This is a genomic window from Bradyrhizobium sp. SUTN9-2, assembly GCF_003122645.1.
In the GTDB taxonomy this organism is placed as follows: domain Bacteria; phylum Pseudomonadota; class Alphaproteobacteria; order Rhizobiales; family Xanthobacteraceae; genus Bradyrhizobium; species Bradyrhizobium yuanmingense.
The window spans coordinates 1,650,697-1,675,753 of the sequence record NZ_LAXE01000001.1 but is presented as its reverse complement, the minus strand read 5'-3'; the positions used below and the strand labels follow the sequence as shown (position 1 = coordinate 1,675,753).

Below are 25,057 nucleotides of genomic sequence, written 5' to 3'. Positions count from 1 at the left end.
TCGGGGTGAGGGGCTGCTTCGGCAAAGACGGTGAGAGACGGACTCGCGGAGAGTCCCCCTCACCCGGAATTTGCTTGCGCAAATTCCGGCCTCTCCCCGCGCGCGGGGAGAGGCGAAGAGCATCAGAACATCAGATTGTCCTTCACCAGCACCCAGCGGCCGCCCTTGACCTGCTGCACCTGGGTGATGGTGTTGGCGAGGTGGTCGGTCTTGGAGAACTTGGTGGGCGGCGAGTTGAAGATGTCGAGGAATTTCTCGCCCGACTCGAGCGCATCGAGCATCTTCTGCCCGGTGAGATCCTTGCCGGCCTTGTTGGCATAGAACGCAAAAGTCATCATGGCATTGTAGCCGATGATGGCTTGCGTGTTGGCGTCGGCGTTGAACATCTTCTTGTAGTTGACGAGCCAATCCTTCACCTTGCCCTTGGCGGTGTCCTCATAAGGAATCTCGAAGCCGCTGGCAGCATAGAGACCCTCGACGGCGTCCTTGCCCAGCGCAGGAACCTCCATCACGTTCGTGGGGGTGGCCCCGAGGAAGGTGACGTCCCAGCCGAGCTTCTTGGCTTCGGTCATCGCCCCGATGGTCTCGCGCAGCACGGTGCCGAGCACGACGAGGTCGCAGCCATCTGACTTCATCTTGGCGATCTGCGCGCTGAAATCGGAGGCGCCGCGCTTGTAGCTCGTGATCGAGGCCGGCTGCGCCTTCATGGCAGTGAGCTGCTGATTGAAGCCATCGAGCACGTTCTTACCGTACTCGTCGTCCTGATGCATGATGCAGGGCTTCTTGAAGCCCTTCCACTCGATCATGTATTTCACCGCAGCCCGCGTGCTCTCGACATAAGGCAGCAAATTGTTGAACTTCAGACGCTCCTGCGGCTTGGCCGGATCGAACTTGAAGGTGAATTCGGCCGCCGTCAGCGGGAACAGCTGCAGGACACCGGCATCGAACAGGATGTCTTGCGCGGCGAGCACCGTCGGTGATCCCATCGGCCCCACCATCGCGAAGATCTTGTCGCGCTCGATCAGCTTTTGCGACGCCAGCACGGCCTTCTTCGGATCGTAGCCGCTGTCCTCGACGACCAGCCGGATCTTGCGGCCGTGAATTCCGCCGGCCGCATTGATCTCCTCGGCCGCCATCTTCATGCCGTTCGCGACCGGAACGCCCCACCCCTTGATCGGGCCTGACAGGTCCTGGTGAGTGCCGATGACGATCTCGGTTGCCGAGATGCCCTCGTTGGTGACCTTGGTTTGCGCTGCGGCCGGCAGACAGGTGAGCACCACGGCACCCACAGCAAGGCCGAATGCGCTGAACGATTTCGACATTGACGTCTCCTCTCCTAAAGGCCCGTATTGCACGAAGGGCGGGGCCACAGCTCCTTCGCTTTCTCGAAATGGACCGACTCGTCACGCCACCGCACGCTCGCGATACATCGCCTCGATCTCGGCGGCGTAGCGCTTGTTCACGAAGCCGCGCTTCAGCTTCATGGTCGGCGTCAGCTCCTCGTCCTCGGGCGTGAGCTGGCGCTCGATCAGGTAGAACCTCTTGATGGTCTCGACGCGGGCAAAATTGCCGTTGACATGCTCGATCTCGCGCCCGATCAGGTCCTGGATCTCCCTCGCCCGGCACAGGCTGGCATAATTGGTGAAGGGGATGTCGTGATCCTGGGCGAACTTCTCAACATTCTCCTGGTCGATCATCACGAGGCAGGTGAGATAGGGCCGCTTGTCGCCGATCACGACCGCGTCGGAGATGTAGGGCGAGAACTTGAGCTGGTTCTCGATCTCGGACGGCGTGATGTTCTTGCCGCCCGAGGTGATGATGATGTCCTTCATCCGGTCGGTGATGCGCACGAAGCCCTCATTGTCGATGGTGCCGACGTCACCGGTGTGCAGCCAGCCGCGGGAATCGATCGTCTCTGCGGTCTTCTCCGGCTGGTTCAAATAGCCCATGAACAGGAAGTCGCCCTTGATCAGGATCTCGCCGGCGGGCGACAGCGCGACCTCGCCCCAGGGCACCGCAGTGCCGACCGAGCCGAGCTTGATCTTGTCCGCGGGCATCATGGTTGCGACCCCGCAATTCTCGGTCTGACCGTAGACCTCGTGCATGTCGATGCCGAGCGCCAGATACCAGCGGATCAGCTCCGGTGCGATCGGGGCTGCGCCGGTGAACGCGATGCGGCAGCGGTCGAGTCCGATCATGCGGCGGATGTTGCGGAACGCGACCAGGTAGGCGATGCGGTTGGCGATGCGCAGCGATAGCGGCGGCGCCCTGCCCTCGAGCCGGCAATCGACCATGCGGTAGCCGATGCCGATGGCGCGGCGATAGACCCATTGCTGCAGCGGCGTTGCATCCTTCAGCGCGATGGTGATGGCGGAATAGAACTTCTCCCAGACGCGCGGCACGGCCAGAAAGGCGGTCGGCTGCACCTCGCGCAGATTGTCAGGCACGGTTTCCGGGCTCTCGGCAAAATTCATCACCGAGCCGAGCGCGACCGAGATGTAATAGCCGCCGATACGCTCTGCGACGTGGCAGAGCGGCAGGAAGACCAGCCGGTTCTCGTCCTCTCGCGCAGGTATGAAGTCGTTGGCGTGTCGCATCTGGTGGGTGACGCTGCGATTGGCGTGCATCGCGCCTTTCGGCGGGCCGGTCGTGCCGGACGTATAGACGAGGACCGCGAGATCGCCGGCGCTGCGGCTGTCGATCATCTCCTGCCACAGCGCTTCGCGGCCGACCATGTGGTTGCGGCCGAGCGCGCGAAACTCGTCCAGCGACATCACCATGTCGTCGGAGAAACCGCTGAGGCCCTCCATGTCGAACACGATGATCTTCTGCAAGCTGGGGCATCGCGCGCGGCAGGTGAGAATCTTGTCGAGCTGCTCCTCGTCCTCGGCGAAGATCACCTTCGTGGCGGAGTCGTTGACGAGATACTCGACCTGGGACGAAGAATCGGTCGGATAGATTCCGCTGGAGACGCCGCCGGCGCACAATATGCCCATGTCGGCATAAACCCATTCGGGCACGGCATTGGCGATGATGGAGGCGACCTCGCCGGGCATGAAGCCGACGGCGCGGAGCGCGTAGGCGATCTCTTTGGAGATCTCCAGCCATTCTAGCCAGCTCGTCGGCTGCCAGATGCCGAACTTCTTCTCGCGGATCGCCGGCCTGTCGCCCCGCGTCTCGGCGGCGCGCAAGAAGCTCTTCGCGATCGTATCAGCGACCGTCAGCACCGCCGGTCGGGCCATGCACCTCTCCTCCTTGTCGCCTTCCCTCCGCTGCCTGCCTTGCCGGCCGGTCTTTGCTCAACGTTGGGCAAGCTCATCTTACTGCCAGCTCGTCCTCACCGCCACGTCTTCTTCTTTTTCCAGCGCCGCTCGCCGCGCGCGCCGGCTTCCTTGGCGCCAAGGTAGAATTCCTGGATGTCCTGGGAATGCATCAAGCGGTCGCAGGTATCGTTCATCACGATACGGCCGATCTCCAGCACATAGCCGTAATGGGCGGTTTCCAGCGCCACCTTGGCGTTCTGCTCGACCAGCAGGATCGACATGCCCTGCTCCTCGTTGACCCGGCGGATGATGGTGAATATCTCCTTCACCAGCAGTGGCGACAGGCCGAGCGAGGGCTCGTCGAGCAAGAGCAGCGTCGGCCGGTTCATCAGCGCGCGCCCGATCGCGAGCATCTGCTGCTCGCCGCCGGAGAGCTGGCCCGCCGGCTGGTTGATGCGCTCCTTCAGGCGCGGGAAATAGCCGTAGACGCGCTCCATGTCCTCCGCGACGCCGTCCCGGTCCTTGCGCGGATAGGCACCCATCATCAGGTTCTCGCGCACCGAGAGGAACGGGAACACCTCGCGCCCCTCGGGCACGTGGCTGAGGCCGAGCCGCACGATGCGGTCGGCCTCCATGCGCTGGATCGGCTTGCCCATGAACTCGATCGCGCCCTTCTGCGGATCGAGGATGCCGGAGATGGTCTTCAGCACCGTGGTCTTGCCGGCCCCGTTGGCCCCGAGCAGCGTGACGATGCGCCCGCGCGGCACCTCCAGCGAGATGCCGCGGATCGCCATGATCGGCCCGTAATAGCTCTCGATGTTGGAGAGCTTGAGGATGATATCCTGGGGCGCAGCGGCATCCATCGGTCAGGCTCCCAGATACGCGGCGACGACGTCGGGGTGCTGCTGCACTTCAGCGGGCGAGCCCATCGCCAGCACCCTTCCGTAGTTCAGTGCGATGACGCGATCGGAGACCCGGTTGACCAGCGACATGTCGTGCTCGACCATCAGCACGGTGATACCGAGCTCGGTCCTCATGTCCCGAATCCAGAACGACATGTCGCCGGTCTCCTCCACGTTGAGACCCGAGGACGGCTCGTCCAGCAGGATCAGCTTCGGCTCCGAGCAGAGCGCGCGCGCCAGCTCGATCACCTTGCGCACGCCGTAAGGCAGGCCCGAGATCAGCTTGTCGCGATAGGGTTCGAGGTCGAGGAATTCGATGACCTGCTCGACCCGGCGGCGGTGAACCTTTTCGTTGGCCCGCACGCTCGGCAGGAACAAGAGCTCCTGCCACAGCTGCGTGGTCGAATGGCGGTGGCGGCCGACCAGAAGGTTCGACAGCACGGTCGCGTTCTCGAACAGCTCGATGTTCTGGAAGGTACGGGCGATGCCGAGCTTGGCGATGTCGTAGGGCGGCTGCTCGGTGATGTCCTGGTCCTCGAAGAAGATACGGCCCGAGGTCGGCCGGTAGATCCGCGAGATCAGGTTGAAGATCGAGCTCTTGCCGGCTCCGTTCGGCCCGATGATCGAGAGGATCTCGCCCTTCTCCACCGCGAACGAGACCGCATCGACCGCCTTGAGGCCGCCGAAATGCAGCGACAGGTTCTCGGCGCGGAAATAGCTCATCGATTGCGCTCCGACTTCACGTAGATCTTCTGCCGCTTGAAGGTGGCGCGCTTGTAGAGCGGGAACAGCTGGAAGAAGAGCTTGATCTTGAGCCAGCGGCCGTAGAGCCCGAGCGGCTCGAACAGCACGAACAGCACGATGATGATGCCGTAGATCGCGCCCTTCAGGCCGTTGAGCGAGGCGAAGGCCGCGACCTTCGCCTGGATATTGCCCGCAGTCGCCGTGCCGGCGCCGAATGTCGCGGCAATGCCAGCGATGATGCCGGGCATGTCGTCCTTGAGATAGGTGAGGAACGGGTCGATCATCACGATGAAGATCGCGCCGAGCACGGCGCCGTGCAGGCTGAAGGTGCCGCCGATCAGGATCACGATGATGAACTCGATCGAGAGCTGAAGCGTGAACATCTCCGGCGAGATGAAGGAGAGCTTGTGCGCGAACAGGACGCCGGCAAAGCCGGTGATCGCGGCCGAGATCGCGAACGACTTCACCTTGTAGAGCGCGACATTGACGCCCATGCTGCGCGCCGCCGTCTCGGAATCGCGGATCGCGACGAAGGCGCGGCCCGTCGGCGAACGTAGTAGATTGAGCGTGCCGACGATGGTCAGCACCAGCACGGCAAGGCAGAGGTAATAGAAGGTCGGGCTGTCGCGCGGCACGGCGACGCCGAGCAGCGACAGCGTCTTGACCCGCATGCCCTCGTTACCGTGGGTAACGCTTTCCCATCGCGCCAGGATCTCCTCCACGATCAGGGCAAACGAGATGGTGGCGATGACGAGATAGATGCCGGTGAGGCGCAGCGCCGGAAAGCCGACGATCGCGCCGATGATGCCGGTCAACAGCCCAGCCGCGAGGAAGTAGACGGGGAACGGCACGTTGTACTTCTGCAAGTACGCCGCCGTGTAGGCGCCGATCGCGAGGAACGCCGCGTGCCCAAGCGAGGCCTGGCCGGTGAAGCCGGTCAGAATCAGCAGCGCCACGCCGACGATCGCATAGATGCAGACGAAGACGAGCTGGCTCATCAGATAGCTGGAGAGCACGTGAGGCGCGATCAGCAGCAGCGCGAGCAGGACGCCGTAGGTGACGACGTAGCCCGAATGCGGGAACAGCTTGATGTCGTCCTCGTAGTCGGTCTTGAACAGGAAGCGCATGGCGTTCAGACCTTCTTGCGGACGTGGAGGCCGAACAGGCCCTCGGGCTTCAGCAGCAGCACGGTGAGCAGCACGATGTAAGGCGCGGCGTCCTTCCAGCCCTCGGGCAGGTAAAAGCCGGCCATGCTCTCGATCACGCCGATCAGGACGCCGCCGACCACCGCGCCCGGGATCGAGCCGAAGCCGCCGAGCACGGCGGCGGGAAACGCCTTCAGGCCGAGCACGAGGCCGACATTGGAGTGGATGAAGGTGATCGGCGCCAGCAGCACGCCGGCACAGGTCGCGACCGCAGCGCTGATCGCCCAGACGACCGACACCACGCGCTTGACCGGAATGCCCATGTAATAGGCTGCCAGCATATTTTCGGAGCTGGCGCGCATCGCGGTACCGAGCGTGGTCTTGTTGAAGAACAGCCAGAGCAGCGTGCACAGGATCATCGTCGCCGCGATCACCGAGAGCTTGTCGTAGGCGAGCACCAGCGAGCCCATGCGCAGCACGCCCTGGCTGAAAGGCGTCTCGATCTTCAGGTCGTCGGTGCCCCAGATCATGCCGGCGACCGAACGCAGGAAATAGCCGAGACCGATTGTGACCATGATGATGGAGAATTGCGGATAGCCGAGGATCGGCCGCACCACCACGCGCTCGGCCAGCATGCCGAACAGCGCCATGGCGGCGACCGCACCGGCGAAGCCGATCCAGTAGTTCAGGCCCATCATGCCGATGAAGGTGAAGGCGAAGAAACCGCCCAGCATCATCAGATCGCCCTGGGCGAAATTGACGACTTCGGTGGCCTTGTAGACGAGCACGAAGCCGAGCGCGATCAGGCCGTAGACGCAGCCGAGCGCAACACCGCTGACCAGCTGCTGAACGAAATCCAGCATTGACGCGCGTCCTCCCCGATGCAACCGGCGATCTTCGAGGCCGCCTTGCCGCATCTTGTGTCCAGTCGCTACGCAGTCGTTTCGCCGCGTTAGCGCCATTTGTCCGGAATCAATTCAGCCTGAACGCCCGCGCGCTGTCAACAAACGGTGACTTGTCGAGATACCTTGTCTTTAGTCCAATCCGGTTGGCGGAATTTGCGGCAGTGCGATTCACGGTGCCGAAACATCTTCGGGTCATGGTCGCGGGCGATGCAAACCGGATGGTGTGGCCGTCATGAAGCCGGACAACTCGGCCTTGGAAGTCCGAGGGTTAACGAAGCGTTTTGACCGTCTGGCGGTCGACAGCCTCGATCTCACCATTCACGCCGGCGAATTCTACGCCCTGGTCGGCCCCAATGGCGCCGGCAAGACCACCACTTTACGCATGGTTGCGGGCCTGCTCAGGCCCGATGCCGGCGCCGTTTCGATCTTCGGCATCGATGCGCTCCAAGACCCCGTCGCCGCCAAGCAGGTGATGGCCTGGGTCTCCGACGAGCCCATGATCTACGACAAGCTCACCCCGCTCGAATATCTCGAATTCGTCGCCGGCCTCTGGGGCATCGTGCCGTCGATCTCGCAACCGGCCGCCGAGGAACTGCTCGATTCGCTCGGCCTCGAGGCGCACCGCCACGAGCGCTGCGAGGGCTTTTCCAAGGGCATGCGCCAGAAGGTCGCTCTCGCAGGGGCGCTGGTGCACGATCCCCGCCTCATCATTCTCGATGAACCCTTGACGGGGCTCGATGCGGTTTCCGCCCGCCATGTGAAGGGCCTGCTCAGCGCGCGTGTCCGCGCCGGCTGCACCGTCATCATGACCACGCATATCCTCGAAGTCGCCGAGCGCATGGCCGACCGCATCGGCGTGATCGCCTCCGGCCGCCTGGTCGCGGAAGGCACGCTCACCGAGCTGCGCCACCAGAACGGCCATGCCGACACCAGCCTGGAAGACCTCTTCATCGCGCTGGTGACGCTTCAGGAAGCGGCATGAGCTCGGCCACCGCGCTGTCCTGGTTTGCCCGCCACGAGCTGCGGCTCGCCTGGCGCGAATGGCTCGCCATGATGACGGGCGGGCGGCGCAAACGGGCGCGCGCGGCAATGATCGGCCTCATGTGCTTCGCCGCGCTGCTCCACCTGCCGGCCTGGGCGGTGATCGGCCGTTTCGCCGACCTGCAGTTGCCGCTCGACAAATCCTCTCTGATCGTGATTTCGGCGACGATCTTTCTCGCCTGGACCTTGATGCTGTCGCAGGCGATCGAATCCGTGACGCGGGTATTCTACGCCCGCGCCGATCTCGACCTGATCATGTCCTCGCCGGCGCGGCTCGCCAATCTGTTCTCGGTCCGCATCGCCGCGATCGCGCTGACCGTCACCGTGCTGGCGCTGCTGTTCTCGACACCCTTCATCGACGTGCTGGTGATCGGCGGCGGCGCACGCTGGCTGGCGGCCTTCGGCGTCGTCATTGCGATGGGCCTGTCCGCGGCGGCGATCGCGATCGCCGTCACCATTCTCCTGTTCCGGTTGATCGGCCCGGCGCGGACGCGCCTGATCGCACAGATCCTCGCCGCCATCATCGGTGCGGGTTTCGTGATCGCGCTTCAGGTCGCCGCGATCATGTCCTACGGCACGCTGTCGCGCTTCACCATCCTGACCTCGGGCAGCGGTGCCGCCTACGCCCCCGACGTCGACAGCATCTGGTGGTGGCCGGCGCGGGCAGCGATGGGCGACAGCGAGGCGCTGGCGCTGCTTCTCGCGCTCGCTCTGGTCATGCTCGGCGGCGTGATGGCGATCTTCTCGCACCGCTTTGCCGACACCGCGATCGATGCGGCGGCCTACGCCACGTCCGGCCGCGTCCGTGCCAAGGAGCGCCCGTTCCGCGGCGGATCGCGCCAGCAGGCGCTGCGTCGCAAGGAATTCATGCTGCTGTGGCGCGATCCATGGCTGATCTCGCAGACCTTGATGCAGCTGCTCTATCTGGTGCCGCCGGCGCTGCTGCTCTGGCGTAATTTCGCCGACAGCTCCGCGGCGCTGACACTGATCACACCCGTCATCGTGATGGCGGCCGGACAGCTCGCCGGCGGGCTCGCCTGGCTGACGATCTCGGGCGAGGACGCGCCCGACTTGGTCGCGACCGCGCCCTTGATGCCGTCCGGCATCATCCGTGCCAAGATCGAGGTGGTGCTGATCGCGATTGCCGCAATCTTCGCTCCGCTGCTCGCGGCGCTGGCCTTTGCCTCGCCATCCCAAGCCGCAATCAGCGCGGGTGCGATCATCATCAGCGCGGCCTCGGCGACCGCGATCCAGCTCTGGTTCCGGGTGCAGGCAAGGCGCAGCCAATTCCGGCGCCGTCAGACGTCTTCGCGGCTTGCAACCTTCGCCGAGGCCTTCTCATCGATCGGCTGGGCCGCCACCGCCGCACTGCTGCTCGCCCTTCCCCTGGCCGGCCTCATCAGCGGCCTAATCACCGCTAGCCTCGTCGCGGTCACCTGGAAGTTCAGCCCGAAGCGCGAGCTATAGGTGCGACACTGACGCGCTGTTGATCGCACCCCATTGGCGATGCTCCGCATTGCACGCTAGACTTCGCCGTGAAGTCATCGGGGACGGATCCATGCGACGACTGGTTTTGGCGGCTATCGCGCTGTTCAGCGCATTCCTGACCCCTGCCCTGGCCCAGCAACCACTGCGCAGCGAATGCCTGGCGATGGCCAACGCGGCGCCGCGGATCATGCCGGTCGTCTTCAGGCAGGCTGCAGCTGCGCCCGAGGTCGAGATCACCTATGCCGGCCATTCCACCTATTTCATCGACACGCCCGCCGGCTTGCGCATCGCGACCGACTATAGCGGCGCCTACCAGGTCGGGCGACTGCCCGATGTCGTCACCATGAACCGGGCGCACAGCACCCATTACACTCTCTTTCCGGACAAGCGCATTCCCCACGTGCTGCATGGCTGGAGCGAGGACGGCAAGCCGGCGATCGTGTCGCAGCGCATCAGCGACACCTTCATCCGCAACGTCACCACCGACATCCGCCGCTATTACGGCGACGATGCCGGCAGCGACATGATCCGCGACGGCAATTCCATCTTCATCTTCGAGGCAGCCGGCCTCTGCATCGGCCATCTCGGCCACCTCCATCACAAGCTCGACGACAGCCATTTCGCCCAGATCGGACGGCTCGACATCGTGATGGTGCCGATCGACGGCACTTATACCATGACGCTCGACGGCATCTCCGAGATCACCAAGCGGCTGCGCGCCTCGGTGGTACTGCCGATGCACCGCTTCGCCACCCCGCTCGACGACTTCATGCGCCGGATCGGCCAGCAGTTCGAGATCGACCGGCGCGTCGAGCGCTCCTTCCGGATGTCACGGGATACGCTGCCGACGAAGCCGACGGTGATCATCCTCGACGGGGTCTGACTCAGAATCGGAACGCATCACCCGTCAACGACTTGGTTGCTCCAAGACCCACCTCAGTCGGAGCAATCATGAGCAGACGGTTCCTGGTCATCGGCTCGTTTGCGGCCATCTATCTCCTGTGGGGTTCCACCTATTTCGCCATCACGCTGGGCTTGCAATCGATACCGCCGTTTCTGCTGATGGCCGTTCGATCGTTATGCGGCGGCATGATCTTGCTCGCCTTCAGCGGCAGGCATGTCGCGAATACCACGGGCCGGACATGGTTGCAGGCAGGCCTTTGCGGGCTGCTTTTCTTCGTCGGCTGCCACGGCGTTCTCGCCTTCGCACAACAATCGGTTCCGTCCGGCGTGGCCGCCATCGTGCTCGCCACGATTCCGTTCTGGATCCTTCTGGCGGACACGCTCTTTCCGGGCGATCAGCGCCCGCGGCCGATCGCGCTGCTCGCGCTCATCCCCGGCTTCGTGGGCGTCGGGCTCGTGGCATGGCAAAATGCCGAGCAGGCCGGCATCAGCATGCTTCCGATCGTCTGGCTGCTCGCGGCGGCGCTGTCGTGGTCGATCGGCACCGTGCTGTCGCGCAGCATGTCGCATCAAGCATCCGCGATCGCGCTGTCTGGCATGCAACTGTCGATCGGGGGCGCCGTGTTGTTCGCGATCAGCTGGCTGACGGGCGAACTGGAGAGCTTTAGACCGAGCGAGGTCTCGATGACGTCCGTTGCAGCAGCTCTTTGGCTGATCGTCTCCGGCAGCGTCATCGGCTTCGCCGCCTACAATTGGCTGCTCGAGAATGTCTCGACCTCCCTGGTCTCGACCTACACATTCGTCAATCCGGTCATCGCGGTGCTGCTCGGCACCCTCGCGCTCGGAGAGCCGTTCTCTCGCATGATGCTCGTGGGCGCGAGTCTCGTCATTGTCGCCGTTGTCGCCATCTGGCGTGCTGAGAGCTCGAGCAATCGGTCGACGCAGGCGGAGGCCGATCGTCCCATGAGACATCTGTCGCTGCGCAAGACCTGACGACCGACGGCAATTTTCTCCAAGTCGCCCGCGGCTCATCCGTGCTGAATCCTCCGCAGCAGGAGAGCAACATGAACGACTTTGCGAGACTTCTTCACGCCAGCGCACCGCATCCCGAGCACGCGGCCGCGCTTCAGCTCTACGGCCGTTTCGTCGGCGACTGGGACGCCGAGATCACCGCCTTTGGACCGGACGGCAGAAGCCACACCGCGCCGGGCGAAATCCATTTCGGCTGGGTGCTGGAAGGCCGTGCGGTGCAGGACGTCTGGATCATTCCCCGGCCAGCGGGCAGCGCAGCCTTTCCGATCGCCGGCAATTGGTACGGCACCACGCTGCGCGTCTACGATCCGGCCATGGATGCGTGGCGGATTTCCTGGTTCGATCCGGGCCGCCGCGTGTTCCGGCAGCAGATCGGCCGTCCCCGCGGCGAGGACATCGTGCAGGAAGGCACGACCGAATCCGGCGAGCTGACGCGCTGGAGCTTTACTGAGATTACCGGGGACTCCTTCCGTTGGCGTGGGGAGGTCAAGCCGGCCACGGCAGTGGACTGGCGGCTGATGGTCGAAGTAAGAGCAAGACGGCGGACGGGCTGACGAGCATACCGCATTGCTCGTGATGATGGGTGCGGTTGCGCAAGGCGCGCTGCTGCATGCGGAAATGAGGTGCTAGGCTCCCGACACAAAACATCAGGGAGCGAAGGCCGATGGCAGCAAGCGGTGTACCCGCCAACACGAGCGGGCTGTTCGTCGATCCGCGTGAGGACTGGCTGGCACTGCATCGGGAGGAGATCATCGATCCCTTGCGGCCGATCGTCGATCCCCATCATCATCTGTGGAATCGCGGGCACCGCTATCTGATCGAGGAGATGGCCGCCGACATCGCCTCCGGTCACAACGTCATCGCCACCGTCTATGTCGACTGCCGTTCGATGTACCGCGCGCATGGGCCCGAGGCGTTCCGGCCCGTTGGCGAGGTCGAGTTTGCCAACGGCGTCGCCGCCATGAGTGCGAGCGGCGGCTACGGCAAGGCCGCGATCTGCGCCGGCATCGTCAGCCATGCCAATCTGCTGCTCGGCGACGCTGCAAAGGGCGTGCTGGAAGCCGAGATCGCCGCAGGCAACGGCCGCTTTCGCGGCATCAGGCATTCCTCGGCCTGGGATGAAGATCCTGTCGTCGCCGGCATGTATGCGAACAGGCCGAAGGGATTGTTGCAGGACCCGACCTTCCGCAAAGGCTTTGCCTGCCTCGCGCCTCTCAAACTCAGCTTCGATGCCTGGCTGTTCCACCCGCAAATCGGTGAGCTCACGGCACTGGCGCGCGCCTTCCCCGACACCAGGATTGTGCTCGACCATTGCGGCGGCCCGGTCGGAACCGGCCGCTTCGCGGGCCGGCGCGAGGAGGTGTTTGCGCAATGGCGCGCCTCGATCCGGGAGATCGCGACATGCGAAAATGTGGTGGTGAAGCTCGGTGGTCTCGCGATGTGCCTGCTTGGCTACGACTTCCATTTGCGCGAGAGGCCGCCGACATCCGAGGAGCTTGCCGCGGCCTGGCGGCCCTATGTCGAGACCTGCATCGAGGCGTTCGGCCCGAAGCGCGCGATGTTCGAAAGCAATTTCCCCCCGGACAAGGGCCAGTGCAGCTACCAGGTGATCTTCAATGCCTTCAAGCGTATCACCTCAAAGCTGAGCGAGGCCGACAAGACGGCGTTGTTCTCGCAGACCGCGATCGACGTCTACCGGCTCGAGCTGCCGTCATGATGAAAAGAGGGGCCGGGACCTTGATCCCGACCCCTCTTCGTCGTGGCCGCTGGGAAGCGTCCTTGAAACCCTGGTGTCCGCTTAGCCGGCGCCCATCAGCGAGGCCGGACGGCGCTCGCCGGTGGAGGCGAACATCTTCTTCAGCTTGTTGATGACGCGGATCAGGAAACCGATCACCACCGGATTGGTCTTGCGGCAGAAGGCGATCTTCTTGACGTGGCCTTCGACATGCCATTTGGCATGCGCGCCGTCGCGGAAGAAAATGACGTCGCCGGGGCCGTAGCGCTTGGGCGGCATGCCGTCGCTCTCGAGCACGATCGATCCTTCCATGATCATGATCGTCTCGTCGATGTCGTAGTACCAGTTGAAGCGGCCTTCGGTGCAGTGCCAGATGATCGTCTGCGCGGTGCCGTCGGCGCTGGTCGACAAGACGCGGGAGCGGGATACCGGATTGCCCTCGATGATCCAGGACGGCTCGATCGGCCGCAGCTCGAGGTCCACATTGCAACTACCGATTTCAATCAATGTGCGCGACATCTGCTTCCCCAGAAGATTTAAATATGAATGGCCGGGTCTCGGCCCGGATTGCTTCGAAAGAAGTTGGGACGCTAGTAGGCTGCTTTTAATTCTTTCTTACATGGCACTCGACAATCAGCCCAGAGTTGCGGGTGCGATACGGTTAACGTCACGATTTCCTCTGCGAATTCGCACACATGAACCTAGCTTGTCCGGGGTGCGACAAAGTGCGCGAAGTCTTGGGAAGGAGCCGCACCGATGCCCCTCACGCCGGAGATTCTGACAGCCAACAGCGAGGTCGTCGCCAGGCTCCGCAGTCTCGACGTCTCCTTCGAACCGGACGAGGAGCCCTGGTTCACCATCGACGGCGTCGAAAGCCCGCGGCACATCGGCAGTGACAGCTCCGGCAGCGCGTTCGTGCTGCTGCCGTCGCAGAATGTGCTCTATGTCTCGTCAGAGGGCCGCGCGGGCATCATCGCGGAAAGTTTCGATGCATTGATCCAGCTTGTCGTTGCCCGTCCCTACTGGCGCGACATCCTCAAATTCTCCGGGGGCGGCGACCTTGCAGAGATGCGCCGCGCGGCGGATGCGCTGGAGGCAAGGCTCCAAGACGAGGATGACGTCAGCGAGGCCCGCGAACAGATCCGCGGCGCGCTCGCGCTGGCGGACGCGGACGATCCGATTGGCGCGCTCTACGAGGCGGTGGCGGCGTCCGACGCGATCGTGCGGGCCACCGACGGCAGCCCCTTCACGACGCTGTTCAACCGCTTCAGCATCGACAACAGCCCGACCCTGCGCAACGCGGCGGCGTGAGGGGGAAGACTGACGCGAGGACGTTCACCTCTCCCCAGCGGGGAGAGGTTGACCACGTCCTGGACTGCCTATTGGACCAAAATCTAGATTACGACTTCGCCCATTCGCCCTTGCGGAAGACGGGCACCTTGCTGCCGTCGGCCAAGATGCCGTCGATGTCGGTCTCGGCCGAGCCGATCATCCAATCAATATGGATCAGGCTCTGGTTGCCGCCTTGCGCCGCGATCTGCTGCGGCGTGAGCTGGGCACCGTTGACGAAGCATTTCGAATAGCACTGGCCGAGCGCGATGTGCGAGGCCGCGTTCTCGTCGAACAGCGTGTTGTAGAACAACAGCCCGCTCTGCGAGATCGGCGAGGAATGCGGCACCAAGGCCACCTCGCCGAGGCGCCGCGCGCCCTCGTCGGTATCGAGCACCTTGTTCAGCACCTCGGCGCCGCGCGAGGCCTTGGCGTCGACGATCTTGCCGTCCTCGAACCGCACCGCGATGTTGTCGATCAGCGTGCCCTGATAGGACAGCGGCTTCGAGCTCACGACGTGGCCGTAGACGCGGCGGCAATGCGGCGTGGTGAAGACCTCTTCGGTCGGGATATTTGCGTTGCAGCTGATGCCGTTCTTGGACAGCGAGGCGCCGCCTTCCCATTCGTGGCCGTCGGCAAGGCCGATGGTGAGATCGGTGCCGGGACCCGAGTACTGAAGCGCACGGAAACGCTGGCCGTTGAGCCAGTTGGTGCGCTCGCGCAGCACCGCATTGTGGCTCGCCCAATTGCTAATCGCGTCCTCGCGATCGACACGGGACGCGGCGAAAATCGCGTCTGCGAGCTTGCCGACCGCAACGTCCTCGGGATCGTTCGGGAACACCAGCTTCGCCCAGGACGCGCTCGGATAGGCGATGATATTCCAGTTGGTGTCGAAATTGACGATCTTCTCCAGCGCAGGCTGATAGGCCATCGAATTGGCCTTGCTGGCGCGCGCCACCTTGGAAGGATCCTCGCCGGACAGCAACATCGGGTTGTCGCCGACGATGGCAAGCCGTGCAGTGTTGTCGGAGAACGCCTTGGCCATGCCCTCGTAGAGCCAGCCGGCGGCACGATCGAAACTGTTGTCGTGGCCGTGGCGGTAGCGCGCCAGCGTCATCTCCTCGTCCGACAGGATCGGCGTCACGAGGCCGGCGCCGGCCTTGTAGGCATGCACGGCGATCCGCCGCACCAGCGGCAGCGCGATCGCGGGCGCCGTCAGAAGCAGATCCTGTCCCGGCCGCAAGCCCAGGCCCACTTTCACCGCCACCTCGGCCAGTCGGTCGAGCTTCGCCGGATCGATGGGAGTGGAAGGATTGCGTTGATCAGTCATGCCGGGCCCTCTGCCGAAAGTCGCTCACTCAATTTAAGTCTAGCATCGCGGGGCACAAGTATGCGAGCGTCTTGCGCCCTTGGAAAGATACGCAGTTTCACGCATTTTGGTTTTCAACGCGTTGCCGATGCCAGCACCCGGTCGACCATGGCGGGCGCAAGGCCGAGGTAATTTTTCGGTGAAGTGAGCGCCTCGATTGTGGCACGATCGATGTGGCTCGATATCCGTGAATCTGCGGATAGCGCGTCAGCAAGGGTCATTCCCTTCTCGTTGGCCTGACGGCAGGCGTCATAGACGACGTCGTGCGCCTCCTGCCGGCCGATCTGCGGGGCGAGGCCCATCATGACCGCTTCGGCCACAATCAGGCCGCGGCTGATGGCGAGATTGTCGTTCATCTTCGCCTCGTCTACGATGAGGCCCGCGAGCGCGAACTTCGCCTGGTGCAGCGCGCCGGCGGCCAGCACGAAGCTTTCGGGAATCGCCATCCATTCCGCGTGCCAGGGGCCGGTGGCACGCTCGAAATCCTGCACCATGGCATCGAGCATCAGGCCGGCGTGCTGGCGCACCGCCTTGGAGGCCGCAAGCATCAATTCCGAGGAGATCGGGTTGCGCTTCTGCGGCATGGTCGAGGAGGCGCCGCGCCCCTTGACGAAGGGCTCGTAGACCTCGGCGAATTCGGTCGAGGCCATGATCATGATGTCGAGCGCGATCTTGCCGAGAGAGCCGGTGACGAGAGCAAGGAAGTTCACGGCTTCGGCGAAGCCGTCGCGCGCTACGTGCCAGGTCGAGGCGGGAACGCCGAGCTTCAGCTCGTTGCAGAGCGCCTCCTGCACCTCGAACCCCCTGTCGCCGAGCGACGCCAGCGTACCGGCCGCGCCGGCGAACTGACCGACCAGCACGCGCGGCTTCAGCTGCGCCAGCCGCTCGGCGTGGCGGTCGAACATCGCGAGCCAGATCGCGCTCTTGTAGCCGAAGGTCACCGGCAGCGCCTGTTGCAGATGGGAGCGGCCCGCCATCGCCGTGTCGCGATGGCGCTTCGACAGATCGGCGAGGATCTTGCGCAGCTCGGCGATGTCACGTTCGACGATCTCGAGCGCGGCGCGCAGTTGCAGCACCACGGCGGTGTCCATAATGTCCTGCGTGGTGGCGCCCCAATGCACGTAGCGGCCCGCCTCGCCGCATTGCTTCACCATTTGATGCACCAAAGGCAGGATCGGGTAGCCGACGACATCGGTCTCCTGCCTGAGCAGATCGAAGTCGAGCGCGCCGATGTCGGTCCGCGCCGCGATCGCTGCGGCCGCCTCGTGTGGGATCACACCGCACTTCGCCTCCGCCTTCGCCAGCGCCACCTCGACCTCGGCATAGCGTGCGACCGTCGCGACGTCCGAGAACACCTCGCGCATCTCAGGCGTACCGAAGGCGTCGCGAAACAGCAGGGAGTCGAGCACAGTGGTGGCGGCGGGGAAAGCAGGCATGGACACTTCTTCTGGGTTGGTGTTTTCTGTCGGTGTACCTTACGTACGCAGGGCAGATCGGCAAAGGGCATTCCCCGTTGTGCGCGACACTAAAACGGCATTCCCCGCAATGGCGAAGCCGTTGTCGCTGAGAGGGCCTGCGCTACGCTCCCGCGCTCCAGGATGACGGTGCTGGAGGGGCGCCTGATCTCGTCGCCAGATTTACACCGCAACATTCTAGCTGCGGATGTATTCCCCTCGGAAAACCACATGGCTGCCATCACGCGATTGCGATGAACCAAACGCCCCCTTCGGCAGACACACGATCTTTCGACCCAAATTTCATTTTGTTTGTTTGCCCGATTTCGCAATGAGGCCCGAGTTTTCGACGTGCAGTTTCTGTTCCGGGACCACCTTCTCGATACCGACCGGCGCGAGCTGAGCCGCGAGCAGGTTCCCATTGCCGTGGAGCCGCAGGTTTTCGACCTCGTCGTCCACCTCATGCAGAACCGCGACCGGGTCGTCAGCAAGGACGAGCTGATCGACAAGATCTGGCACGGGCGCAGCGTCTCCGAATCCACCCTGACCAGCCGGATCAACGCGGCGCGCAAGGCGATCGGCGACGATGGCGCGAGCCAGTCGCTGATCCGCACCATCACCCGCAAGGGTTTTCGCTTCGTCGGCGACGTCCAGACGCAAATCGGCGCGGTCGCGCCGGAGCCGGTCCGGATCGCCCCGTCCCAGGCCACCTTCGCTCTGCCGGAGCGGCCCGCGATCGCTGTGCTGCCCTTCACCAATATGAGCGGCGAGGTCCAGCAGGATTATTTCTCCGACGGTATCAGCGAGGACATCATCACGGCGCTGTCGAAGCTGCGCTGGTTCTTCGTCATCGCGCGCAACTCCTCCTTCGTCTACAAGGGCCGCGCCGTGCACATCCACGAGGTCGCGCGGGAGCTCGGGGTGCGCTACGTGGTCGAGGGCAGCGTGCGGCGGAGCGGCGAACGGGTGCGCATCTCGGCCCAGCTCAACGACGTCTCGACCGGCAGCCATCTCTGGGCCGAACGCTACGACCGCGAGCTCGCCGACATCTTCGCCGTGCAGGACGAGATCACGGAAGCGATCGTCGCCGCCATCGAGCCGCAGCTCTATGCTGCCGAAAGCTTCCGGGCCCAGCAGAAGCCGCCGGGCAGCCTGGATGCATGGGACCTCGTGATGCGCGCGTTGTCGCATTATTGGCGCATCACCCGCGAGGACAATGCCGCCGCGCAGAAGTTGCTGGAAGAAGCGGTCGCGGTCGATCCCGCCTATGGCAAGGCGCTCGGCCTGCTCGCCACCAGCCATATCTTCGGCGCGCATATGGGCTGGGCCGACATGGCTGCCACCATGCCGGTCGCCGAGCGTGCGGCGCTCGCGGCGGTGGAGGCCGACCGCGAGGATGCCTGGGCCCATCACGGCCTTGCTTACACCTACCTGTTCCGCCGCCGCTTCGACGACGCGCTGGCTGAATTCGAGCTGGCCTTGCGGCTCAATCCGAATTTCGCGATGGCGCATGCCTTCCACGGCGTGACGCTGTGCTATGCCGGACGTTGGCAGGACGGCGATGCCGCCGCCCGCCGCGCGCTGCGGCTGAGCCCGCGCGACCCGCTCGCGGCGATCTATTGCGGGGTTGCGGCCTATGCCCGGTTCGTCGGCCGCGACTACGCGGGCGCCGTGCAGATGGCTCGGGAATCGATGCGCCAGCGCGGGGATTTCGTCGGCGCCCACCGCGTGCTGACGGCCGCCGCCGGCATGCTCGGCGATCCCGCCCTCGCGGCATCCGCCCTGGAAGGCCTGCGCCGCACCCAGCCCGAGGTCTCGCTGGCCTGGATCACGCGCGAGCTGCCGATGCTGCGGGAAGAGGATCGTACGCACTATCTCGAGGGATTGCGGCGCGCCGGAATGACGTGACGGTCGCTGGCGCGACCGCTCCGCTTGATCCCCGTGTCAGGTGCTAATCGTCGTCAGGCCCGAACAGCCTGATCTGCGGGAAGCCGCTGCGCGACCGCCCCGCGTAATCGCGCGCATCGGAATCCTCGCGGATGTTGCGCGCGACGTCATCCCAATCGGTGCGGTCGCGCAGGCCGCGCGGCTCGCGGGACTCGTAATAATAGCGGCGCTCGGCCCAGCGCTCGCGACGCTCGGCTCGGCGCCGTTCGGACGCGGCGCGCTTCACATCGGAATCCCTTGCCTTGGCATAGGCGTTATTCGGTAAGGACGACGGCTCGGTCGAGGCCTGCTGCTCGGCAGGCCTTGCGGCCTGTGGCGCAGCGGCGGGCTTCGGCGGCTCGACTGCAGCGGCTTGCGAGGGTTGCGGCGCCGGTGCGACATTCGCCTGCGTGGTTGGCGTGTCGGGTTTTGCGGGTTCAGACTTTGCTTCGGCCTGTGCGGGCGCGGCGATCATCGCACCGAAGGCTTGCGAGCCGGTGAGATAGTTCACGCGCTCGGAGGGAGCGTTGGTGCTGACCGGCGTGGGACTTGCCGCGCGCTGCGCCATCTTGCTGGTGTCCGGCCCCTGTTTTGACGCAACCGGATTCATGATGTTGCCGGCGACGATGCCGCCACCGAGACCAATGGCGATGGCCGCGACGATGGTTCCGGCACCGACAAAATAGGCTGTCGAGGCGCGCATTTGTCCACTCCCTCTTTCGGAGCGGGCAACGCGTGGGGATTGCCAGATGTTCCTGATAAGCCGCGGCTCCTCGACGAGGAACCGCGTGCGTCAGATCTGCTGCGCGACCTTCTCAAGCCCGATGAGGCGAGCGAGCTTGCGCACTTCTTCCTTCTGGTCGTCGCGAAGCTGGAACAACAGCGGCATCGCGGCCGACTTCAGCTGCTGCACCTCGTCGCAATTCGGATCGATCTGTGCGCTGGGCGGTGCATTCGGATTCGACAGCCTGTTCGCCTGGATCTTGCGCGCGACGTTGCGCAGCGCGGTCTCGACCGAGGGCCAGTAATATTCCTGAGACGAGGAGAGTTTCAGGCGATCCCTGATGCCTGCGATCTGCACGTCGGACAGCAGCGAGTAGGATTTTTGCGGCTGCGGCTTGGCGACGACTTTCGGCTTGGCCGGAACTTCGACGGCCGGAACCTCGGTCGCGGCGGGCGCCTCGTGCGCGCTCGGCTTCGGCATCGGAAAATCGGAGGGGGTGGCGGCGGCGAAGGCCTGACGCAGCGGCTCGGTCAGGACCGGTGCCTGCGCCAGCTTGTCGGCGGCAACCTGGACCGGCTCAATCGCGGCCGAGGCCAGCGCGAGCGTCGGAACCAGACGGTCGGCCTTGGCGGCGCGGTTGGTTGCGAGCGGCTTGGCTGGGGGCGTCTCGGCGATCATCGCGGCGCTGACGCTGGGAACGCTGTCGCGGCCGAGGATGGCGGTGGTGGCGGCGCCGAGGACGAGGAAACAGGTCAGCGCGACGATGGTGATGGCTTTGGACAAACGTCTCTCCGCGTCCGACTTCAAGTCCACGTGATCACTGCCCGGAAACTGGGCGATAATTAAGGCTGAACCGTGCTATTGCGGCGGCAATCGCGCGGACTAAGGCGACATCGCCCGGAAACCCCCAACGAAATCAGGCTGCTGCCGCAAGGTCATAGGCATCCTGGATGTCGGCGACGATCTCCGAGGCTTCCCAGACCGCGCGCGGCTCGACCGATTGCAGCGTCACCGTCCAATTGCCGCCGCGGCGGGTCCGGGGGATGCTGACGATGTCAAACCGGACGTTGCGACACAGCGGGTGGCGGGCCAGCGCATGGGCGACGCGGACGCGGATCTCGTCCAGGGTCGCAGCCGTTTTGCCGTTGAGATAATTGAAGTCCATCGCCTGTCCCTCTCGTCCTGATTGGCGGCCACAAGAGGGATTCTTGGCTGGCGATGGTTAATCCGCCGTTAAGTGGGATGGGCCGGAGGCATGCGGGATTAACCCTGCCCGATCCCCTGTGGGAGAGGCGACGACGCTACCGCCCACCCGCTTCCCGATATTCGGCGATGGTCTGCGCAACGAGATCCTCGACCGCGAGCACATCGGTGACACCCGAGGTCGAATGCCCGCCGCTCCAGATATCGCGCCAGCGCTTGGGGCGGCTGTCGCGGGCGGCGACGTCGATATCCTCAGTGATATTGATCGCGCCGCGCGCCGGCAGATTGTCGGGATCGAGCCCGGCGGCCGCGATCGATGGCCTCAGCATGCTGGTCTGCAAGCCCGTGAACGCGGTGGTGAGCAAGATGTCGTCGGCGCTGCTCTCGACCAGCATCTGCTTGTGACGCTCGTCCGCCATGCTCTCACGCGTCGCGATGAACTTCGTGCCCATATAGGCGAGATCGCAGCCGAGCACTTCGGCGGCACGCAGCGCGCGACCGTCGCTAATTCCGCCCGCGAGCACGATGATGCCGTCGTAGAATGCGCGCACCGCACGGACGAAGGCGAACGGGTTGAGCCAGCCGGTCTGGCCGCCAGCACCGGCAGTGAGCAGGACCAGCCCGTCCGCCCCCGCTTCCGCGGCGCGTTCGGCATGGCGGATCGAGGCCACGTCCGCCAGCACCAGCGCGCCGGCGTCGTGCAGCGGCTTCAAGACTGGCGCCGGCGAGCCGACCGACGTAATGACGATCTCCGGCTTGTGCCGCAGCAGCACGGCGAGATCCTGCTCCAGCCGCGCATTGGAGCGGTGGACGATCAAGTTCGGGCAAAGTGGCGCTGCCTTTCGCCCGGTTTGATCTTCATGCTGCCGCAGCCGCAGCTTGATTTCGGTCAGCCATTCATCGAGCTGTTCCGCGCCACGGCAATTCGCGGTGGGAAAGCTGCCGATCACCCCGTTGCGGCAGGCTGCAACCATGAGCTCGACGCCCGATACCAGAAACATCGGCGCCGCGATCAGCGGCAGAGCAAGACGATCGCGGAAGCGTTGCAGTCGATCTGATGGCATGCATGCCTCCCTCGCGCGGGCTTTGTGGTTTCCTCCCGCAGTCTCTGTGCTAGCGTCGTCAGCAACATTGGCACGCCATAAGCCGGTGACAAAGCAACGAGGAAACATATGCCTGATCCGCTCCACGCATCATCCCCGGCTTGTGCGCAGACGCTACGGGCGCTGTCGCGCTATCCCGACCGCATTGCTTTCGCCTGGCCCGAGGGATCGCTGAGCTATCGGGGTGCCATCGACCTGATCGGACGGATCCAGGGCGTGTTCATGCGGCTCGGCTTGGAGCCCGGCGCCCGCGTAGCCTTCCTCACCGCGAACCGCGCCGACAGCTGGTGCGCCGGCGTCGCCGCCCAATTGGCCCGCCTCTGCATCACCTGGCTCCACCCTCTGGGCTCGCTGGAGGACCAGCTGTTTCAGCTCGAGGATTCCGAAGCCGAGATGCTGCTGGTGGATGCGGCCGCCTTCCGCGACCGCGGCGGCGAGCTCGCCGCGAAGGCCGGCCGGCTCAAGGCGGTCTTCAACATGGGACCGGCCGGCTACGGCGTCGATCTGCTGGCGGCGGTCGAGAGTGCGGGACACGCCAGCGCACAGTGCCTCGCCGGCTCCGACGATCTCGCCACACTGAACTACACCGGCGGCACCACCGGAAAATCCAAGGGCGCGCTGCGCTATCACCGCGAAAATGCCGGCGCCGCCGGCGCGATCCTGGCCGACTTCGAGATCCCCGAGGCTGCGCGCTACCTCACGGTCGCGCCGATCAGCCATGTCGCGGGCACGAAGGTGCTGCCGACCCTGATGCGCGGCGGCACCGTGCACATGCTGAAAGGCTTCGATCCCGAAGCCGTGCTGTCAACGATCGCACGCGAGCGCATCAACTTCACGCTGTTCGTTCCGACCATGATCTATGTGTTGCTCGATCAGCCCGCGCTCGGCAAGATCGACCTCTCCTCGCTCGAGCTCGTGCTCTATGGCGCCTCCGCGATGTCGCCGAGCCGACTGCTGGAGGGCATCGAACGCATCGGCCCTGTGTTCTCGCAGCTCTACGGACAGACCGAATGCTATCCCGTCTCGGTGCTGCGCAAGGCCGATCACGATCCCAAGCGGCCGGAGCTGTTCCTGTCCTGCGGCTTCCCGATCGCGGCCTGCGAAGTCAAGATCCTCGACGACAACGACCAGGAGGTGAAGACGGGCGAGGCCGGCGAGATCTGCGTGCGCGCGCCGCATGTGATGGCGGAGTACTGGAAGCGGCCCGATATCACCGCCGAGACGCTGAAGAACGGCTGGGTCCACACCGGCGACATCGCGCGTCAGGACGAGCGCGGCTACATGTTCATCCTCGACCGCAAGAAGGACATGATCGTCACAGGCGGCTTCAACATCTTCCCCCGCGAGGTCGAGGACGTGCTGTCGCAGCACGCGGACGTGGCGATGGTCGCGGTCGTCGGCATTCCCGACGAGAAATGGGGCGAAGCCGTCACCGCCATCGTCGTCCCGCGCGAAGGGACGAACCCCAATCCGGACGAGCTGATCAACCTGGTCAAGACGCGAAAGGGCTCGGCGCATGCGCCCAAGCAGATCCAGTTCGTCAAGCAATTGCCGATGACCGGCGTCGGCAAGGTCGACAAGAAGGTGCTGCGCGCGGGCTTTTGGAGCGGGCGAGACCGGATGGTGGGGTAAATACTCCGGAATTCTACGGTGTCGTTGTTGCTTCGGCACCACAGCCCGCAACGGAGTCTGCGACGGCGATGCCCGCGCAATTGCCGGCGAATCAGGGAATCAACTAGACCGCTGACGGGGCTGGGAAGCGGAGAGTGAAATGAGAGTCGCTTCCCTGGAAAGTGCAGTCGCCGCGATCACGTTGATCACGGCCATCATCGTGGTGCTGTGGGGGATCAAGATCTTCTACGGTGTGTGAACTGGCAGGATGCCCTGATCGAACACGACCTTGCATCCCTTCCGCGGCGGCGGAAGCCTGCCGTTCAATCCCGCGATGCGCGATAGCTCTCACACGATCGGTGTCATCGCCCGGCTGATCGCACATAGCGCCTCTCACCGCTTCTCGATCACGAGGCTCTGCACCGCGCGGCCGAAATAGCCCTGGCGGTCGGCGAGGCGTGACATCGCAAGGCCCGCGCCGTCGGGGCCGATCCAGGAATCGCCGTCGAGCAAAATCCACTCGCCGACCGGCTGGCGCGCAAAGCTCACGGTGAGGTCGGCGTTGATGTAGGTCCAGGCGCGGAAATCGAGCGTCGAGGCGGTGCCGTTGGAGAAGTCGGCGGCGACCACGGCGCGCATCGCCTGCGAGACGGCCTCGCCTTCGATCAGCGGATGGTCGACACGAAACCAGATCGCGCCGGCGCCGGCCTGGCCGAAGCGGCCGCGCGCGGCGCGCATCGAGACCGATCGCACGAACGGGCTGGTGGCGGCGTGACCGTCCTCGACCAATGAATCCTCCGGCGACGGCAACGTGACCGGAAGTTCCTCGACCTCGTCGGGCAGCGTCAGCGCCTGGCGCCTGATCTTGAGCACGGTGGCGCCGACCACCTGCACGCCGTCGGCGAGCAGCTTGATCCCGCAGAGCTGGATCTTGCGGCCCTCGCGCAAGATTTCGGTGGCGATCGTGAGCGGCGCCACCGGTACCGGGCGCATCAGATCGATGGTCACGCGCGCGACATCCATCGGCACCGCCGCAGGGATGCGCTCAGCCGCCCATGTCACCAGCGATGCCGGTGCCGAGCCGTGCTGCATGCGCCGGTCCCAGGGGCCGGCTGCATCGGGGCTGGTGACGACGTCGTTGCCGTCGACGCGGTAAATGGGGGGCATGCAGCACTCGATC

General features: G+C 64.6%; 23 protein-coding genes. 9 read left to right on the top strand and 14 right to left on the bottom strand.

Annotation, left to right across the window (positions count from 1 at the left end; genetic code table 11):
- Positions 1-122: 122 nt before the first annotated feature.
- From XF30_RS07885 to XF30_RS07860, 6 genes are all read right to left on the bottom strand, one after another.
- Entirely contained in the window at positions 123-1,322 is a 1,200-nt protein-coding gene (locus tag XF30_RS07885; protein ID WP_035997612.1) for an ABC transporter substrate-binding protein, read from the bottom strand.
- Between the two features lie 81 nt (positions 1,323-1,403).
- A complete protein-coding gene (locus XF30_RS07880; RefSeq protein ID WP_109142366.1) occupies positions 1,404-3,242 on the bottom strand; it encodes an AMP-dependent synthetase/ligase in 1,839 nt (612 codons plus the stop codon).
- Between the two features lie 95 nt (positions 3,243-3,337).
- Complete coding sequence (locus tag XF30_RS07875) at positions 3,338-4,126, bottom strand: ABC transporter ATP-binding protein (RefSeq protein ID WP_035997607.1); 789 nt, start codon at positions 4,124-4,126, stop codon at positions 3,338-3,340.
- 3 nt (positions 4,127-4,129) lie between these two features.
- Positions 4,130-4,888: an ABC transporter ATP-binding protein gene (locus XF30_RS07870; RefSeq protein WP_035997604.1), complete on the bottom strand. Its 759-nt coding sequence runs from the start codon at positions 4,886-4,888 to the stop codon at positions 4,130-4,132.
- Complete coding sequence (locus XF30_RS07865) at positions 4,885-6,036, bottom strand: branched-chain amino acid ABC transporter permease (protein WP_109142365.1); 1,152 nt, start codon at positions 6,034-6,036, stop codon at positions 4,885-4,887. Before XF30_RS07865 ends, XF30_RS07870 begins: the two co-directional genes overlap by 4 nt.
- 5 nt (positions 6,037-6,041) lie before the next feature.
- Complete coding sequence (locus XF30_RS07860; protein WP_035997599.1) at positions 6,042-6,917, bottom strand: branched-chain amino acid ABC transporter permease; 876 nt, start codon at positions 6,915-6,917, stop codon at positions 6,042-6,044.
- Between the two features lie 274 nt (positions 6,918-7,191).
- Between XF30_RS07860 and XF30_RS07855 the strand changes: the two genes are divergently transcribed.
- From XF30_RS07855 to XF30_RS07830, 6 genes are all read left to right on the top strand, one after another.
- Positions 7,192-7,941 carry an ABC transporter ATP-binding protein gene (locus XF30_RS07855; protein WP_109145618.1) on the top strand — a complete coding sequence of 250 codons (750 nt, stop codon included), beginning with the start codon at positions 7,192-7,194 and terminating at the stop codon, positions 7,939-7,941.
- The gene (locus XF30_RS07850) at positions 7,938-9,467 is read left to right on the top strand and encodes a permease (protein ID WP_109142364.1); all 1,530 of its coding nucleotides are present in this window, start codon (positions 7,938-7,940) and stop codon (positions 9,465-9,467) included. Before XF30_RS07855 ends, XF30_RS07850 begins: the two co-directional genes overlap by 4 nt.
- Positions 9,468-9,558: 91 nt before the next feature.
- The gene (locus tag XF30_RS07845; protein WP_109142363.1) at positions 9,559-10,371 is read left to right on the top strand and encodes an MBL fold metallo-hydrolase; all 813 of its coding nucleotides are present in this window, start codon (positions 9,559-9,561) and stop codon (positions 10,369-10,371) included.
- Positions 10,372-10,439: 68 nt separating this feature from the next.
- On the top strand, positions 10,440-11,384 hold the full coding sequence (locus XF30_RS07840; RefSeq protein WP_109142362.1) for an EamA family transporter: 945 nt from the start codon (positions 10,440-10,442) through the stop codon (positions 11,382-11,384).
- Positions 11,385-11,455: 71 nt separating this feature from the next.
- The gene (locus XF30_RS07835; protein WP_036021294.1) at positions 11,456-11,977 is read left to right on the top strand and encodes a hypothetical protein; all 522 of its coding nucleotides are present in this window, start codon (positions 11,456-11,458) and stop codon (positions 11,975-11,977) included.
- Positions 11,978-12,087: 110 nt separating this feature from the next.
- Entirely contained in the window at positions 12,088-13,140 is a 1,053-nt protein-coding gene (locus tag XF30_RS07830; protein WP_109142361.1) for an amidohydrolase family protein, read from the top strand.
- Between the two features lie 81 nt (positions 13,141-13,221).
- On the opposite strand, the gene XF30_RS07825 is transcribed toward XF30_RS07830, so the two are convergent.
- Entirely contained in the window at positions 13,222-13,677 is a 456-nt protein-coding gene (locus XF30_RS07825; RefSeq protein WP_192893069.1) for a cupin domain-containing protein, read from the bottom strand.
- Positions 13,678-13,914: 237 nt separating this feature from the next.
- Between XF30_RS07825 and XF30_RS07820 the strand changes: the two genes are divergently transcribed.
- Positions 13,915-14,469, top strand: a complete 555-nt coding sequence (locus tag XF30_RS07820; RefSeq protein ID WP_109142359.1) for a hypothetical protein — start codon at positions 13,915-13,917, stop codon at positions 14,467-14,469.
- Between the two features lie 88 nt (positions 14,470-14,557).
- On the opposite strand, the gene XF30_RS07815 is transcribed toward XF30_RS07820, so the two are convergent.
- The gene (locus XF30_RS07815; protein WP_035997576.1) at positions 14,558-15,817 is read right to left on the bottom strand and encodes an aminopeptidase; all 1,260 of its coding nucleotides are present in this window, start codon (positions 15,815-15,817) and stop codon (positions 14,558-14,560) included.
- A 113-nt stretch (positions 15,818-15,930) separates the two neighbouring features.
- Positions 15,931-17,292: a class-II fumarase/aspartase family protein gene (locus tag XF30_RS07810; protein WP_109142358.1), complete on the bottom strand. Its 1,362-nt coding sequence runs from the start codon at positions 17,290-17,292 to the stop codon at positions 15,931-15,933.
- A 369-nt stretch (positions 17,293-17,661) separates the two neighbouring features.
- Here XF30_RS07810 and XF30_RS07805 point away from each other — a divergent pair, with 369 nt between their 5' ends.
- Positions 17,662-19,218: a winged helix-turn-helix domain-containing tetratricopeptide repeat protein gene (locus tag XF30_RS07805; protein WP_109142357.1), complete on the top strand. Its 1,557-nt coding sequence runs from the start codon at positions 17,662-17,664 to the stop codon at positions 19,216-19,218.
- 43 nt (positions 19,219-19,261) lie between these two features.
- Here XF30_RS07805 and XF30_RS07800 read toward each other — a convergent pair whose 3' ends face one another.
- The 4 genes from XF30_RS07800 to XF30_RS07785 all read right to left on the bottom strand — a co-directional run bounded on the left by XF30_RS07800 (position 19,262) and on the right by XF30_RS07785 (position 22,227).
- Complete coding sequence (locus tag XF30_RS07800; protein WP_192893068.1) at positions 19,262-19,939, bottom strand: hypothetical protein; 678 nt, start codon at positions 19,937-19,939, stop codon at positions 19,262-19,264.
- A gap of 90 nt (positions 19,940-20,029) precedes the next feature.
- Positions 20,030-20,743 (bottom strand): hypothetical protein, encoded by a 714-nt coding sequence (locus tag XF30_RS07795; RefSeq protein WP_192893067.1) that lies wholly within the window; start codon positions 20,741-20,743, stop codon positions 20,030-20,032.
- A gap of 133 nt (positions 20,744-20,876) precedes the next feature.
- Positions 20,877-21,125 carry a hypothetical protein gene (locus tag XF30_RS07790; RefSeq protein WP_035997560.1) on the bottom strand — a complete coding sequence of 83 codons (249 nt, stop codon included), beginning with the start codon at positions 21,123-21,125 and terminating at the stop codon, positions 20,877-20,879.
- Positions 21,126-21,261: 136 nt separating this feature from the next.
- Complete coding sequence (locus XF30_RS07785; protein ID WP_192893066.1) at positions 21,262-22,227, bottom strand: NAD(P)H-dependent flavin oxidoreductase; 966 nt, start codon at positions 22,225-22,227, stop codon at positions 21,262-21,264.
- 108 nt (positions 22,228-22,335) lie between these two features.
- Between XF30_RS07785 and XF30_RS07780 the strand changes: the two genes are divergently transcribed.
- Positions 22,336-23,898, top strand: a complete 1,563-nt coding sequence (locus XF30_RS07780) for an AMP-binding protein (protein ID WP_109142354.1) — start codon at positions 22,336-22,338, stop codon at positions 23,896-23,898.
- 372 nt (positions 23,899-24,270) lie between these two features.
- On the opposite strand, the gene XF30_RS07775 is transcribed toward XF30_RS07780, so the two are convergent.
- Positions 24,271-25,044: a thioesterase family protein gene (locus XF30_RS07775; protein WP_035997551.1), complete on the bottom strand. Its 774-nt coding sequence runs from the start codon at positions 25,042-25,044 to the stop codon at positions 24,271-24,273.
- Positions 25,045-25,057 lie beyond the last annotated feature (13 nt).

Coding starts and splice junctions, on each gene's coding strand:
- XF30_RS07885 (WP_035997612.1), bottom strand. CDS start 1,322: ATGTCGAAATCGTTCAGCGCATTCGGCCTTGCTGTGGGTGCCGTGGTG.
- XF30_RS07880 (WP_109142366.1), bottom strand. CDS start 3,242: ATGGCCCGACCGGCGGTGCTGACGGTCGCTGATACGATCGCGAAGAGC.
- XF30_RS07875 (WP_035997607.1), bottom strand. CDS start 4,126: ATGGATGCCGCTGCGCCCCAGGATATCATCCTCAAGCTCTCCAACATC.
- XF30_RS07870 (WP_035997604.1), bottom strand. CDS start 4,888: ATGAGCTATTTCCGCGCCGAGAACCTGTCGCTGCATTTCGGCGGCCTC.
- XF30_RS07865 (WP_109142365.1), bottom strand. CDS start 6,036: ATGCGCTTCCTGTTCAAGACCGACTACGAGGACGACATCAAGCTGTTC.
- XF30_RS07860 (WP_035997599.1), bottom strand. CDS start 6,917: ATGCTGGATTTCGTTCAGCAGCTGGTCAGCGGTGTTGCGCTCGGCTGC.
- XF30_RS07855 (WP_109145618.1), top strand. CDS start 7,192: ATGAAGCCGGACAACTCGGCCTTGGAAGTCCGAGGGTTAACGAAGCGT.
- XF30_RS07850 (WP_109142364.1), top strand. CDS start 7,938: ATGAGCTCGGCCACCGCGCTGTCCTGGTTTGCCCGCCACGAGCTGCGG.
- XF30_RS07845 (WP_109142363.1), top strand. CDS start 9,559: ATGCGACGACTGGTTTTGGCGGCTATCGCGCTGTTCAGCGCATTCCTG.
- XF30_RS07840 (WP_109142362.1), top strand. CDS start 10,440: ATGAGCAGACGGTTCCTGGTCATCGGCTCGTTTGCGGCCATCTATCTC.
- XF30_RS07835 (WP_036021294.1), top strand. CDS start 11,456: ATGAACGACTTTGCGAGACTTCTTCACGCCAGCGCACCGCATCCCGAG.
- XF30_RS07830 (WP_109142361.1), top strand. CDS start 12,088: ATGGCAGCAAGCGGTGTACCCGCCAACACGAGCGGGCTGTTCGTCGAT.
- XF30_RS07825 (WP_192893069.1), bottom strand. CDS start 13,677: ATGTCGCGCACATTGATTGAAATCGGTAGTTGCAATGTGGACCTCGAG.
- XF30_RS07820 (WP_109142359.1), top strand. CDS start 13,915: ATGCCCCTCACGCCGGAGATTCTGACAGCCAACAGCGAGGTCGTCGCC.
- XF30_RS07815 (WP_035997576.1), bottom strand. CDS start 15,817: ATGACTGATCAACGCAATCCTTCCACTCCCATCGATCCGGCGAAGCTC.
- XF30_RS07810 (WP_109142358.1), bottom strand. CDS start 17,292: ATGCCTGCTTTCCCCGCCGCCACCACTGTGCTCGACTCCCTGCTGTTT.
- XF30_RS07800 (WP_192893068.1), bottom strand. CDS start 19,939: ATGCGCGCCTCGACAGCCTATTTTGTCGGTGCCGGAACCATCGTCGCG.
- XF30_RS07790 (WP_035997560.1), bottom strand. CDS start 21,125: ATGGACTTCAATTATCTCAACGGCAAAACGGCTGCGACCCTGGACGAG.
- XF30_RS07785 (WP_192893066.1), bottom strand. CDS start 22,227: ATGCCATCAGATCGACTGCAACGCTTCCGCGATCGTCTTGCTCTGCCG.
- XF30_RS07780 (WP_109142354.1), top strand. CDS start 22,336: ATGCCTGATCCGCTCCACGCATCATCCCCGGCTTGTGCGCAGACGCTA.
- XF30_RS07775 (WP_035997551.1), bottom strand. CDS start 25,044: ATGCCCCCCATTTACCGCGTCGACGGCAACGACGTCGTCACCAGCCCC.